Raw genomic sequence first — 14,077 nt, 5'->3', positions numbered from 1 at the left:
ATATTATATCCATAACAATAAATAGTTGAAGAACACAGAAAGCGATGCTCTATTTATTCAAGCATCGCACCGTTAATTCGTTATGCTAGTGTTGTTCTTTTTCTTAAATTTAGAATAGAATGTGAAACATATTATTACTATCCCTATCACTGATGCTCCTATAATATAAACTCCATTCCAATCATTTGAACTTCCTGTTAATCTCCATAATAGATAAGGAAAAACAAGAATGCAAGAGGCAAGTAAAAGTCCCCATAACATAATCAGCGTGTTTTTCTTTATTTCTTTGCTCATTGAATTAGCATTTATGTTTTCGATTGTTATTATCTTTTTAAGCACTGCTAAAAGTGTAATTATATCAACTGTCAATAGCATAATATTCATGAATCCTCTTCCTTGTCTACCTAAATTGATTATAATACTTTATTTGCCAATTTGGTGTATTTTTCAAAAATATTATTTAATTCTACTGCTTGTGACAACAATGGCTACAAACAAAATAAAGATTAATAATCCTCATCTTCAATTACCAACATATTGTTATGATCAAATTCCCAGAGTTCACCGTAGGCAATTTCCCAATAGTAGCCATCTAAGTCTGTAAAGTAACCTCCGTAACCGCCCCAATCAGTTGCTTGAGGATGCTTTTGAATGACTGCTCCTGCTAATTCTGCCCTTTTAATGATTTGATCTACTTCTTCTTTTGATTTGGCATTATAAGCTAACGTGATTCCTGAAAAGCCATTTGCTATTTCGGGAGGATGATCTTGATTGACATCTTTAGCTAATTCTTCTATTGGATAAAGCGCAATTCTTGTTCCTTCATTTTTAAAGAATATAATATCAGGATTGGCTTCTGTTCCCCTTATGGACGTATCGAATCCTAATGATTTGAAAAAGGCGTGTGACCTTACGATATTCTTTGTCCCAAGTGTGATGATGTTTATGCGGTTCATTGATTGCCTCCTAAATTGACTCTAGTTAGAAATATGGTTACTTCGGTTACTAAAACATTTGCCTTTCCTAAAGAAAAAACGCTCACTAAGTTCCTCCAAAAGTCGCTTTTCATTTAACTTAAATTCCCCTAAAAATTGATCCCTTACCTCCTTATAACTGTCCCGTGAACTTCCAACGGGGGCGTTTTTTGCTCAGGCAAAAATAGTTTCGATAAAAGGTCTTGCAGATAGACCTATCAAAGGTTAAGGGTGAAAAAGACGAAGCGAAATAAATATAAACAAAAAAAGCTGAATCTTTAAGATTGTCTTGAAAGCCAAGAAGATGCAGTTTTAAATATCGGTGTGCTCGCTGCAATAAAATGATGAATGGTAATTAATTCCTTCCTCCTAGGTATATATCTAGTCCTGCTGTCATTCACCTACATATAGTAATACAACTTCTTTAATTGCCCAGTCCTATTCATCCGTTTCATATTAATAGACTTCACAACAAGGAATGATCATATTTCATTTTATTTACAGGAGGACATATATGTCTAGTTTTGACCCACAAAAATTATCCGTAAATTTCAACCCACCTGCTTCCACCGTTCAACCAGTTGAAACACGAAAATATACCCTTACGCATTCTGACGATACAGGTGAATTATTTTTAGATATTGGCTATGTGTACAACTATGCCGCAATCGATTGTCAAATGCGCGATGAAATACTCGCAGAATGGAAAAAAATCAGGAAGGTCGTTTACATTTAGTAGGAAAAGCTTATGTAGATAGTGGTGAATTCAGCCAAGAGGTTGCACACACTCGGTTTAACATCTTCAAAAAAGAAATGGCGCTTGCGCTAAAAAGAATCACCTTTGGTGACCTTCCATTTTACAATAACTATCCTGTCCTACTCGATGCCTCTATTTTTATTTACTTTGAATCCAGTTATCCGCAATATCGACAGGTTGTTTTTTATGGTACACCACGGCTCTATTTAACTCAAATCTACGATTCTCTTGATCAGGAAGTCGCGATTCATCAGCAAGCGCAAGTCCATTGTCAGCTAGGGTCTGGTGTATTAGTTTTATCGCTTTCGGGTTGACGACATGTGCATAAAAAGTTCTGCCTCACTTACTTTCGCAAACTTTTCAAGTTGCACAAATCCAGCAGACGCGATTGATCGCATAGCTGGCTTTCCAATTTTACGGAGATTATATTCTATAACATCAAGATTTTTTGATTTTTCCAAAAGATCGTTACTCGCATAGATTATTATTCTACAAATTAATATAATAACCTGCTTTATAGGAAAATAGGACGACAGTGCATTCGACATTTGTTATAATTTTTTATGAAATACTGATATCTATAATAAACACAGCTTTAATTACAATATTCATACAGAGAATTTTTATATAAAGAGGGATGTTATGACGCACAAGGCGGCTAAAGACTTACTTGAGTTAGTGAATTCAGTCATTGAAGGGAAGATGTTGTTCTTAGGACGAACAACAAATGATACGTTTTCAATTATTAAAACATTAGACAATAACACAGGTATTAACCTATTTGAAGGTCAAACGTTAAAGTTAACCGAATCGTACTGTCAACAAATATTTTTGGGTAATCGTGAACCGCTTATTATTAATGATGCACGAAACCATCCGTTTACGAGTATGTTATCCATTACGAATGATTTAAATATTCAATCATACATTGGGGTTCCCATTTTTTATAAAGACGGGGAGATGTTCGGCACTCTATGTGCATTAGACTGTAATACTTCCACGTATACGCAGAAAGATGTAGAAACGCTAGTGAAGTTCTCTAATATTTTCACATATGTCATCGAACTAGAGAAACAAATGAAAATAGATTCATTAACAAATTTATACAATCGAAGTTATCTACATGATAATTTTGAATTTATTGCTGACCACGGCACACTGATGCTTCTCGATTTAGACGGATTTAAACAAGTGAACGACAACTTTGGACACGATGTAGGTGACCTTGTCTTAATAGAAATCAGTAATCGAATCAAACAAATGATCAGTTCTCGTGATTTGGCAGTTCGTTTAGGCGGTGATGAATTTGTTCTTCTCTTCCCTAATCAAAGTAATCTTCACTTGATTGAAAACTTGGGCGAGAACCTTGTAAAACAACTCTCTGAATGGCAAAACTTTGAATATCCCATTCAAGTTTCAGCAAGTATTGGGATTGTCCAGTTTCCACAAGACGGCAACGAACTTCGTACCCTCATGAAGAAAGCGGATACTGCGATGTACAAAGCAAAAGTGAACGGTAAAAGTACTTATTGCCATTATCACAGTTTCGATAGATAAGATTGATGTTTTGAAGTGGCGCATAACTACTAACAAGGCATAGAGAAAATACTCTATGCCTTTATTGTACTTTTCACTGTTGTTCGTTTGTCCTATACCATTTTGCACCTGAACAAAAAAAAGTGCTTTATGATTTTACTTTATCTTGTTGAGGTGGTTGTTCTTTCCAGCTATTTTCAATCATTAAGTTCTCAACTTCTTTCGCTAATTTTGCAGTAGATGCTAACAAATCCGAATACTGTTTTTTCAAATCATTCCTCTGACTTGTAGCTAATGACGTTGCATAATCAGAAAGCCCTGCTGCTGTTAAAATAGAAATTTGATACATCATTAATCGATCTGAAAATGGAGGGTGAGTCGAACTAAAAACTTGTGTTTCAGATGGCATAGGAGTCGGTAACTGACTTCCCGTTAAAAAGTCAGTGAGTAAATTGACAATTTTTTTTGATAGCTGATTTGCATCTTCCATAAATTCACGAACTTCTTTTAAATCCGCGGTTTGTTGAAATCCTTTCGTTAACGCACTGCCAATTACATTAGCCTCAACATTTCCAAATACATGAGAAATTTCAACTGCATTTAAAGGTCTTTGTTCTCCTAGCAAGTTATTCCCTTTTAAATATTCCTTATCTTCAATAAAGTCGGACCTTTGAGGTGATTCGATAAATGGAGGCCTTGTGTATAAACCTTTATCCAGTAATACATCACTTATATTATCAAAGACAGTTGTTGCACCTAATAAGCATTCTTTAAAATGCCCTCTAATATCTTTCCGAGTAGACATTGTAAACATTAAGCTACATGATGCTACCATCACTCTTGATAAATTTTTTGTATACAGTAGAAAAAAGGAGTCCGAAAAAAGTCGAGGGGCATTCGTATCTACATCGCTACTATCAAATCCCGTTGGTAAAGGTACGCCAGCTGACTCGAGCAACTGTTTCGTTTTACTCAGCGAATTTTCAATAAATAATTTTGTCTTTTTCAAAACATCTAACACTTCAAGATCTTCTACTTTGGCTAAAAAGTATTCTAATACACAACTATTATGAGTATGAGTGATATATTCCGTCCACAAGGAAGCCATTTCTGACGATGTAAGTTTTACACTTTCTGGAGAACTCATGAATTACCCACTCCAAATTTCAATATTTTATTATAGGTTTACCATCACCTAATACAATATACCTATATATGAGGTATACTTCGCACTAATTAGATACATTGTCCCCTAGTCTACATTCATCATCAGATAAAAAAGGAGTACGAATTAGTGTACAATTCATACTCCACATGATTTTTCTTTACGGGTTAGATTTTGATTGGTTAAACCACCAACTAACTACCCTTTATCTTTTAAATGTAATTTTTGCTTAACATCTTTGTTCACTAAATACGTTGGATAGTACCCTGAGAGAACGTCTGCTACATTTTCAGCTGTTTTTCGTTTTAATTCTTGTTCTGCTTCAACGGAATAAAACGCGGAGTGTGGATTGATCAGGACGTTATCCATTTTCAGTAATGGATTTTGCGGGTCCACAGGCTCCACTTCTAGCACATCTAGCCCTGCACCTGCTATTTTCTTTTCTTCTAAAGCTTTAATCAATGCCTTTTCATCAATAACAGGACCGCGGGCTGTATTAATGATAAACGTTTCTTGTTTCATTTGGTTGAACTCATTATCACTAAAAATTCCTTCGGTTTGTTTATTTAAGGGAAGGTGAACGGAAATATAATCCGATTGTTGACATAGCTCGTCTAGTGTAACAAGTCCAACATTCATATCTTTAGCAACTGCTTCGGGAATAAATGGGTCATAAGCAATGACATTAAGACCAAAAGCTTGTGCCTTCCTTGCTAGTGTCTGGGGAATGTTTCCGAATCCAGCAAGCCCTAACGTACGTCCTCTAATACGGAAAATCGGAATAGCTACTTTGAAATCCCATGTCCCACTTTTCACTTCATTATTTAATGTTGTTACTTTTCGCGCACAAGTAAGAAGAAGAGCCATCGCATGATCTGATACCTCATCTAAACAATAATCCGTCACGTTTCCAACAATAATTCCTTTCTCGGTCGCCGCTTCGATATCAACTGTATTAAAGCCAACACCGTACCGAGAGATAACCTTACAATTTTCAAGGTTTTCAATGACTTTGCGAGATATCGGAGCGTATTGATTGATTAAACCATCTGCGTCTTTACATGCAGCAATGACTTCATCTTCTGTTTTACATTGTGCAAACGTTAGCTCGATTCCAATTTTATTTAAAACTGTTTCTTCTGGTACAAACGAATCGTATTCATAATCCGTTACAACGACTTTAAATTCACTCATAATTGCACTCCTTTAGTCCTTCACTTTTTTTGCGAGTTTTACCGATTTACATCTCTTGCACCTGTATTTGGTTGCATAAATTGTTCAACAGCGGCTAAAGTTGGTAAGCCTTCAATATCTCCAGTCATTCCGACGACCATTGCACCGATCGCATTAGCTCTCTTCACAACTATCGGTAATGGTTCTTCTCGAAGAAGTCCACTTAATATGCCTGCCGCGAAGCCATCACCTGCTCCAACTGGATCAACGATCTGTGTTACGGGATACCCTTCAATCGTCTCTTGTTCATCCTTTGTATGCAAATAAGCTCCTTTACTTCCCAGCTTCATAATAATAGTTTTATCTTCTCCACCCATTAAAGCCTCGGCAACCTCTTCTATTTCGGTCTTACCTGTCATAAATTGACCTTCATCAAGACCTGGTAAGATCACATCTGAGTGACTAGCGATTTCATTTAACACTTGTTTCGCTTTTTCTAAAGACCAAAGCTTTAACCGTAAATTCGGATCAAACACAATTTTCATCTTGTTTTTTTTCGCAATTTCTATCGATTTCATCACCGCTTGATAGCACGTATCACTTAACGCAGGTGTTATTCCTGTTAGGTGGAGAATTTTTGCATTCGCAATGTATTCTTCATCTAAGTCGGTTGTTTCTAGCAAACTTGCCGCAGATCCTTTTCGATAATAGTAAACATTCACATCTTCTGGTGATAATCTCTCTTTAAAAATTAACCCTGTAGGTGCTTCTTTAGTAAAAAGACAGGACGATGTTTCTACTCCTTCTCCTCGGATCGATTTAAGAATGTATCTTCCAAAAGGATCGTCGCCTAGTTTACTGAACCAACCGACAGTATGACCAAGTCTCGATAACCCTATTGCGACATTCGATTCAGCGCCACCAATTCGTTTTGGGAATTCGTATACATATTCTAACGGTTGCATTTGTTCTGGTTGAAAAAGCACCATTGTTTCTCCAAACGTAACAACATCTAGTTTTTTCATTATGACCAACCTTTACGCTTTTCTTTTCCTAAGTTATCTTGAACATTTAAAATACTAATGCCACTTTCCTCACCAACGATTACAATATCCGTCATATTGATAAATAGTCCTGTTTCCACAACGCCTAGAAGAAGCTTTAATTTTTCGTGGAGTTGCTCAGGGTCTGGTATCGTCTGGAATTTACAATCTAATATGTAGTTTCCGTTATTTGTGACGTAAATTTCATCGTTTATGCTTCTTAACTTCGGAGTACAACCTAATGACGCTATTTTTTGTGCGGTAAGCTCCCATCCGAAAGGAACGACTTCTACTGGCAAAGGAAAACTTCCCAAGTTTTGAACGAGCTTACTATCGTCCACTACGATAATGAGCTGATCTGCTGCACCATCGACTACCTTTTCTCTTAATAAAGAACCACCGCCACCTTTTGAAAGTTGGAAATTTCCATCTACTTCATCGGCTCCATCAATGGCTAAATCCAATTGAGCTACTTCTGAAAAATAAACCAATGGAATTCCAAAATCTTTGGCCCATCCTTCTGTTCTCAAAGAAGAAGGGACTCCTCTAACTTGAAGACCTTTTTCAATCAACTCACCTAACTTTTTCATCATCCAAAATACTGTTGAACCAGACCCTAATCCAATAGTCATTCCGTCTTCAATATATTCAACCGCTTTTTCACCGACAGCCTTCTTCTTTAAATCAATCTCGCTTAACACAAATATCACCTCTTTTATTACCACTTTTACTTAATGACAAGCTTCACCTTAGACCTAATATGTATAAAAAAACGGCCATCTATCTCTTTCTGTTAATATGTTTAATGTAGCCATAATTCATGTACTGTATAGAAAAAAAGCAAACTTTATCCTATCGACAAAGTTTGCTTCTTGTTTCATTACATTTTTAGTTTCCGTCCACGACTTCCTTTAAAATTTCATACGAGCGTTTTTGTTTGTCAGGATCGTAAATATACGAAACCCCCATAAGTTCATCTACGTTGTACTTTTCTTGAAAACTCATCAATTGTTTTCGTATCGAATCTTTTCCGCCTAACAGAGTCACACTCGACATCGATGTAGCCATTTGTTTTTCAGGTAAGCTCCAAATGTGATCCATATTTTCAACAGGAGGCTGTAACAATGTTTTTGTACCGCGTACAACATTTAAGAAAAATTGTTGCATCGTGGTCAATTCCACTTTTGCTTCTTCATCACTTTCGGCTGCAATGACGTTAAGACAAACGATCATATAAGGTGAATCCAAGTATTCCGATGGTTGAAATTGACTTCGATAAATCGAGATCGCTTCGTCCATATATCGTGGTGCAAAATGTGAAGCAAATGCGTATGGCAACCCTAATTTCGCAGCTAAAACAGCTGATTCCGTTGAAGACCCGAGAATGTAAATTGGGATGTTCGTACCAACACCAGGATGAGCTTTTACATACCCTTGATTTTCCTTTGGTCCAAAATACGTAAGTAAATCATTAATATCATTAGGAAATGTATAGACAGAATCATTTTTCGATCGTCTTAATGCACTTGCTGTCATCATATCTGTCCCTGGCGCCCGGCCAAGTCCTAAATCCAGGCGATTAGGATAGATGGTTGTCATTGTACCGAATTGTTCGGCTACAACTAATGGCGAATGATTCGGTAACATAATTCCGCCAGAACCAACACGAATATGTTCTGTATGTTCTAACGTATGTTTAATTAAAATCGAAGTAGCTGAACTGACTAGTGTTGGCGTGTTATGGTGTTCAGCAATCCAATATCGAGTATAGCCCATCTTCTCAGTTGCTTGCGCCAAATCGACCATTGCATCTATTGCTTCTTTTGCTTCCTGTCCTTCACGAATAGGTGCTAAATTCAAGACCGATAACGGTATTTGTATATTTGACATGTAAATTTGTCCTTTCTTGAGGGAATATCCTTCAATTTCATAGTATCAGGAAGAATCCGAGAAACAAACTTATATGCTTGCGTTGCTAAAAGAGCTCCATGGAACTAAAATGACAAAGAAGCTTTCCCCACTGAAATTCGAAGTGTCTTCATAAGAAAAACTGGCAAAGAGAACAATTCCCTGGGCCAGTTTTCTTGCTTACGAAACTCGTGTGGTTCCATTGGAAGTTTATTTTTAGTAGGACAACAAATCCGTTATATTATAATTTACTACTTTACCATGATACCGCTCAACATTTATACGAAAAGGCTGCTGTTTGAAAACAGCAACCTTTTTACATAACTTATATCTGAACAATTTTGTCCTTATTAAATAATACGTGCTGTAACGATTCCTTCGATCCCTTTAATTTTTGCTTCTAGACCAGGAATAACATCGCCGTTTACTTCAGTATCAATATCAATCATTGTATACGCGTAATCCCCTCGGCTACGGTTCACCATGTCAGCGATATTTAAGTTATAGCTTGAAACAGCCATTGTCAATTGTCCCACCATATTCGGAACATTTTGGTGGAAAGCTGCTAGACGTTTCTTTCCTGTATAAGGAAGTGAAGCGTTTGGAAAGTTCACAGAATGCTTAATGTTTCCTGTTTCTAAGAATTCCTTCACTTGACGAGATGCCATAATTGCACAATTTTCTTCTGACTCTTTCGTAGAAGCACCAAGGTGAGGAATAGGAACTGTATTTTTCATTTTCAAAACATTTTCATTCGGGAAATCTGTAATATACTTACCAACGACTCCGCTCTCAAGAGCAGCTGCCATTTCTGTTTCATTTACAAGCTCACCGCGTGAGAAGTTTAAAATATGCACGCCAGGCTTCATAATACCAAATGTTTTTTCGTTAAACATTCCTCTTGTATCATCCGTTAACGGAACATGTACTGTAATATAATCTGAGTTTGCGAACAACTGTTCAATGCTCATTGCACGCTGAACGTTACGAGATAAGTTCCAAGCTGTGTCAACAGAGATGAACGGGTCAAATCCGATAACATCCATATCTAAATCAAGGGCATCGTTTGCTACAAGCGCACCGATTGCACCTAATCCAATAACACCAAGAGTTTTTCCTTTGATTTCTTTTCCGACAAATTGCTTTTTACCTGCTTCTACAAGTTTGGGAATTTGATCGCCTTCATTTTCTAAAGACTTAGTCCAAGCTATACCCGCAAAAAGGTTACGAGATGAAGCCATTAAAGATGTGAGAACCATCTCTTTTACCGCGTTCGCATTCGCACCTGGAGTATTGAATACAACGATCCCTTGCTCTGTACATTTGTCGACAGGGATATTATTTACACCTGCTCCAGCACGAGCGATTGCCTTTAATTTGGCACCGAATTCCATTGCATGCATATTATAGCTACGTGCCACAATAGCATCTGGATTTTCACTTTCGTTATCGATTGTAAAGTTTTCTTTATTGAAAACATTCAATCCGCTTTCCGCAATATTATTTAACGTTTTGATTGTCTTTAGTTTGTCTGCTACAATTGTGTTCATTTTCATTTCTCCTCTTTTACATATGATAGTTTACAATTTTCTTTCGGTAGGACACTAAACTCAAGGTTCTTTTCACTAATGAATGCAATTTCAAAAAAACTGACCAAATATAAAGTGATTTCTCTCCTTGAATATATCCCCTCCTAGAAAACAGAAAGAGGCAAGAGAAGAATTCCCCTTACCTCTGCCCAGGCGAACGGCTACGACACTATGTGCTCCCTCACGGTTCTCCGTGTTTCGCCAGTTACACATAGCCATTAGATTTATTCTTATTCTATCAAACTCTTAAGCAACCTTCAACTTCTTTTTAAAAATTTTGTGATTTCTGTTGCTTTTCTTTTATCTGTGACTAGTTTGTGAAGTATATAGACAGAAATAAAAATACGTTTTATAATAAGTTTGTGAAACAGTTCACAAAATAATTCCTTACTTGTCGCGACTAATGAACATCTACAAATACTAACAATAATTATACAAGGAGGACTTCAAATGTTCGGAGAATTTTTACGCAATAATAAAATAGTAGCAGGTGTATTAACATTTTTAAGAGTATATTTAGGCTGGATGTGGCTTTCAGCGGGTTGGGGTAAAGTGACAGGTGACTTTAATGCAGGCGGTTATTTAAATGGATCGATTGCAAATCCTGTACTACAAGGAGACTTATGTCGCGTTTTTAGAGAGGTTCGCTCTTCCAAATGCTGAGATGTTTAGCATTATGGTTGCATGGGGTGAAGTACTCGTTGGTTTAGGTTTAATTCTTGGCGTTTTTACTAGTGCAGCAGCATTCTTCGGTGTAATGATGAACTTCTCGTTTATGTTTGCTGGGACTGTATCTACAAATCCTTGGATGATCTTAATTTCCATGTTTATTTTAGCAGCTGGAGCGAATGCAGGTCGATTTGGTGGAGATCGCTTCGTACTACCGTATGTAAAACAATTGATCTTTAATAAACAAGAAAATAATTACGTTTCTGATGATAAGTTAAAAACAGCTTAAAACTATAGATGAACACTCCCCCTAAAACTCGAAGAGCTGTCTCATAACGGTTATTTAATTACCGACATGAGACAGCTCTTTTTTACTGATTATGAAGATGAAACTCATGCCTCCTCTTCTACCGTACCATTGAATTACACTCGTAAGTGAATACGATTTCCAGAAGGGTCCGTAGTAACAAAGTAATCTTGTTCTTCAGCAACAGATGATCCGATCCTTTTCAACTGTTCAATAATTTCCTCTCTCGTCTCTTCATTTGGCAAGATTAAAGTATAGGATTCAAGTCCTACGCTATTAACAGGTGGTGGCGGTGCACCTACCCCATTCCAAGTATTTAATCCAATATGATGATGGTATTTCCCAGTAGAAATGAAAAGTGCTTGAGTCCCAAATCGGTTAACGACTTCGAAGCCAAGTCCTTTATTATAAAATTCTTCTGTCTTTGTTAATTCGGATACATGCAAATGGATATGACCCATGACTGTTCCAGCTGGTAACCCTTTCCATGCTTTCTTTTCCATACTCGTAAGCAAATTTTCAAAATCCAAAGGGTCAACTGCCATTGCCACTTCACCGTTATTCCAATTCCATTCGGACGGATCGCGGTCTATATAGATTTCAATTCCATTCCCATCAGGATCAGATAAATAAAGAGCTTCACTTACAAGATGGTCTGATGAACCAATTGGGACTCTTTTTTCAATAAAATGGTTTACAATATTAGCTAAATCTTGCCGTTCTGGCAAAAGAAGCGCAAAGTGATATAGCCCCGTTGTCCGTCCCTGCTTTGGTATAACATTGTCAGGTTGTTCAATGGATAATAAAGTCGTTTTTCCATCCGCAGTCAGATTCGCTTTTCTGTTAGTTCTGTCTAAAATTTTAAAGCCGATGACCTCTTGATAAAACATTAACGAACGATCTAGATCTTGTACCTTTAAAATTACTTGTCCTACAAATGTATTTGGTTCGCGATGAAAATTCATATTCGTTTCCTCCTAATTGTAGCCATTATGTTTGTTTCTATTGGACCTCTATATTAAGATTTCCTTTTGAGCTAATTTTTAAGGCAATATCAATCATTTCAGTGCAAAAGGGTGTACCTCTTCATTCTTTATTTTAAATAACATTCTGATAACTTTTGTAAGTTAGTTACTTTATGTAAGTAATTATATTATTACAATGGAGTTACGTCAAGTTAGTTTTTATTGTTTTTAAATCGCAATGCTCAAATTCCAATCATCGTTTGCCTTTTATAACTAAGGGAGAAGGAGTAATATATTAAAGGTAAGACTTATAGAAAATAAGAGGTGGATTTAATATGAAACATCCTAAGATTAGAGTTGGAATTATTGGAACAGGTTTTGGAGCAAAGGTCCATGCTCCCATCATGCAAAACCATCCCGATTTTGAAGTGGTTGCCATTTCGAGTGTTCATCGTGGAAGCCTTGCTGAAGTAAAACAAGCAACCGGTGTAGCTGCGGTGTATGATGATTGGAAGAAGATGCTCGATAACGAATCTCTAGATCTTCTTTCTATCGCTTCTGCTCCATACCTTCATTACGATATGGTTATGGCAGGCTTGAAACGCAACTTACATATTTACTGTGAAAAACCAATGGCTTTTGATGCCGAGGAAACGAAGGCCATGCTGGATGCCCAAAATAATGCAGGAGTATATGGCTTCATCAATTTTGAGTTTCGCTTTTTACCTGCGAGACAAAAGGTAAAAGAAATTTTAGCAAGTGGAAAACTCGGTGAAATCATGCACATTCATTATAAAGCGAGTTTCAATAGTTATCAGTCTTTAACCAATAATAAACGCGGCTGGCTCGGTCAACAACATTTTGGAGGTGGGATGCTTGGTGCAATCGGTTCTCATATGTTTGACTCGCTGTTATGGTGGACGGGAGAGCAAGTAAAAGACGTTTATGGTCAACTTCCTATTCATATTCCTTCAGTCACCAAAGATTGCGAATTAGAAGTGCGCACCGCAGAAGACTCATTTCAAGCGATCGGTACATTCGAAACGGGTACAACATTTTCTGTTGAGTTAACGTCCGCTAATCGTCATAAGACAAATCAATGGCGTTTAGAAGTAGTCGGTTCAAACGGAACACTCGTCATGACAGATGACCAGCGTGTTGAAGTTGGAATTGGGGACGACGAACTGAAGGCCGTTGAACTAGCTGCTAAAATAGAAGAACCAACGAATCTTTCCAATAGAGCGTTAGCATATTACCAAGCTTTTTACCCGATGTTAGATGCGGTGTCGCAAACAATCCATGAAAACACCCTTCATCCACACGTTCCGACGTTTAAAAGCGGACATGACGTCCAAATTATTCTCGATGCTATTCGATCATCAGCAAAAGAAGGGAGAAAAGTGTCGCTATAAGATTAGATCAAAACGGTGCATCGTCAAATTTGTTGAATTTATTGTGCTAATAGAGAAAATGACCATCAAAAAAAGGACTCTAAAAAAGAGTCCTTTTTCCTCAATATACTAATGTTTGATTAGTATGATTTTTTAACGTTAGTAGCTTGAAGTCCACGTTGACCTTGCTCTGTGTCAAATGATACTTTTTGGCCTTCGTCTAGTGATTTAAATCCTTCGCCTTGGATAGCTGAGAAATGTACGAATACATCTTCTCCACCTTCGATTTCAATAAATCCAAATCCTTTTTCTGCGTTAAACCATTTTACTGTACCTTGTTGCATGTTTGTTTCCTCCTGTGTGGATATTATTATTCCACTTTTTATTACTATTATTGCTCAAGTTAGATATCAAAGGCGAAAAGTTTAAAACTTATCTTTTCTTATCGACCGAACAAAAATAATTCTTATTCATCATAACAAAAATGATTCGAAAAAGCAAATCATTTTATATTTTAACAATTTAAAAGGGAAATGTTTATCGATATTTCAAGTATCTAATTGAACATTTCCCATTGAACTTTGCTAAGAATTTCTATAA

At 36.8% G+C, this 14,077-nt stretch carries 14 protein-coding genes, 1 pseudogene and 1 riboswitch; of the genes and pseudogenes, 5 read left to right on the top strand and 10 right to left on the bottom strand.

Features of this window, described 5'->3' with window-relative positions; all coding sequences use genetic code 11:
- Positions 1-72: 72 nt before the first annotated feature.
- A complete protein-coding gene (locus BK574_RS02575; protein ID WP_078427366.1) occupies positions 73-384 on the bottom strand; it encodes a hypothetical protein in 312 nt (103 codons plus the stop codon).
- Between the two features lie 122 nt (positions 385-506).
- Complete coding sequence (locus BK574_RS02570) at positions 507-956, bottom strand: VOC family protein (RefSeq protein ID WP_078427365.1); 450 nt, start codon at positions 954-956, stop codon at positions 507-509.
- Positions 957-1,488: 532 nt separating this feature from the next.
- Between BK574_RS02570 and BK574_RS28165 the strand changes: the two genes are divergently transcribed.
- The 3 genes from BK574_RS28165 (at position 1,489) to BK574_RS02560 (ending at position 3,288) form a co-directional block, all read left to right on the top strand.
- Positions 1,489-1,710 (top strand): staygreen family protein, encoded by a 222-nt coding sequence (locus tag BK574_RS28165; RefSeq protein WP_238457925.1) that lies wholly within the window; start codon positions 1,489-1,491, stop codon positions 1,708-1,710.
- Positions 1,677-2,045 carry a staygreen family protein gene (locus tag BK574_RS02565; protein ID WP_238457924.1) on the top strand — a complete coding sequence of 123 codons (369 nt, stop codon included), beginning with the start codon at positions 1,677-1,679 and terminating at the stop codon, positions 2,043-2,045. Before BK574_RS28165 ends, BK574_RS02565 begins: the two co-directional genes overlap by 34 nt.
- A gap of 328 nt (positions 2,046-2,373) precedes the next feature.
- Entirely contained in the window at positions 2,374-3,288 is a 915-nt protein-coding gene (locus tag BK574_RS02560) for a sensor domain-containing diguanylate cyclase (RefSeq protein WP_078427364.1), read from the top strand.
- Positions 3,289-3,415: 127 nt separating this feature from the next.
- On the opposite strand, the gene BK574_RS02555 is transcribed toward BK574_RS02560, so the two are convergent.
- The 6 genes from BK574_RS02555 to BK574_RS02530 form a co-directional block, all read right to left on the bottom strand.
- On the bottom strand, positions 3,416-4,414 hold the full coding sequence (locus tag BK574_RS02555; RefSeq protein ID WP_078427363.1) for a DUF3231 family protein: 999 nt from the start codon (positions 4,412-4,414) through the stop codon (positions 3,416-3,418).
- A gap of 216 nt (positions 4,415-4,630) precedes the next feature.
- Positions 4,631-5,626 (bottom strand): C-terminal binding protein, encoded by a 996-nt coding sequence (locus BK574_RS02550; protein WP_078427362.1) that lies wholly within the window; start codon positions 5,624-5,626, stop codon positions 4,631-4,633.
- Positions 5,627-5,664: 38 nt separating this feature from the next.
- Positions 5,665-6,630 (bottom strand): sugar kinase, encoded by a 966-nt coding sequence (locus tag BK574_RS02545; RefSeq protein WP_075386538.1) that lies wholly within the window; start codon positions 6,628-6,630, stop codon positions 5,665-5,667.
- Positions 6,630-7,349: a ribose-5-phosphate isomerase RpiA gene (gene rpiA / locus BK574_RS02540; protein ID WP_078427361.1), complete on the bottom strand. Its 720-nt coding sequence runs from the start codon at positions 7,347-7,349 to the stop codon at positions 6,630-6,632. Before rpiA ends, BK574_RS02545 begins: the two co-directional genes overlap by 1 nt.
- A 187-nt stretch (positions 7,350-7,536) precedes the next feature.
- Positions 7,537-8,538, bottom strand: coding sequence for an LLM class flavin-dependent oxidoreductase (locus BK574_RS02535; protein ID WP_078427360.1), 1,002 nt, complete (start codon positions 8,536-8,538; stop codon positions 7,537-7,539).
- A 368-nt stretch (positions 8,539-8,906) separates the two neighbouring features.
- Entirely contained in the window at positions 8,907-10,106 is a 1,200-nt protein-coding gene (locus BK574_RS02530; protein ID WP_078427359.1) for a phosphoglycerate dehydrogenase, read from the bottom strand.
- A gap of 179 nt (positions 10,107-10,285) precedes the next feature.
- A riboswitch (ZMP/ZTP riboswitch) is annotated at positions 10,286-10,364 on the bottom strand.
- A 231-nt stretch (positions 10,365-10,595) separates the two neighbouring features.
- On the opposite strand from BK574_RS02530, the pseudogene BK574_RS02525 reads away from it, so the two are divergent.
- Positions 10,596-11,103: pseudogene (locus BK574_RS02525) on the top strand (DoxX family protein).
- Between the two features lie 134 nt (positions 11,104-11,237).
- On the opposite strand, the gene BK574_RS02520 reads toward BK574_RS02525, so the two are convergent.
- Entirely contained in the window at positions 11,238-12,086 is an 849-nt protein-coding gene (locus BK574_RS02520) for a VOC family protein (RefSeq protein ID WP_078427358.1), read from the bottom strand.
- A 335-nt stretch (positions 12,087-12,421) separates the two neighbouring features.
- On the opposite strand from BK574_RS02520, the gene BK574_RS02515 reads away from it, so the two are divergent.
- Positions 12,422-13,498 carry a Gfo/Idh/MocA family protein gene (locus BK574_RS02515; RefSeq protein WP_078427357.1) on the top strand — a complete coding sequence of 359 codons (1,077 nt, stop codon included), beginning with the start codon at positions 12,422-12,424 and terminating at the stop codon, positions 13,496-13,498.
- A gap of 119 nt (positions 13,499-13,617) precedes the next feature.
- Here the strand turns inward: BK574_RS02515 and BK574_RS02510 are convergent, their stop codons facing one another.
- Entirely contained in the window at positions 13,618-13,821 is a 204-nt protein-coding gene (locus BK574_RS02510; protein WP_075386532.1) for a cold-shock protein, read from the bottom strand.
- Positions 13,822-14,077 lie beyond the last annotated feature (256 nt).

The organism is Alkalihalobacterium alkalinitrilicum, from assembly GCF_002019605.1.
GTDB classification, from domain to species: domain Bacteria; phylum Bacillota; class Bacilli; order Bacillales; family Bacillaceae_F; genus Alkalihalobacterium; species Alkalihalobacterium alkalinitrilicum.
The sequence above is the reverse complement of the archived record's forward strand: the minus strand, read 5'-3'. Positions and strand labels throughout refer to the sequence as shown.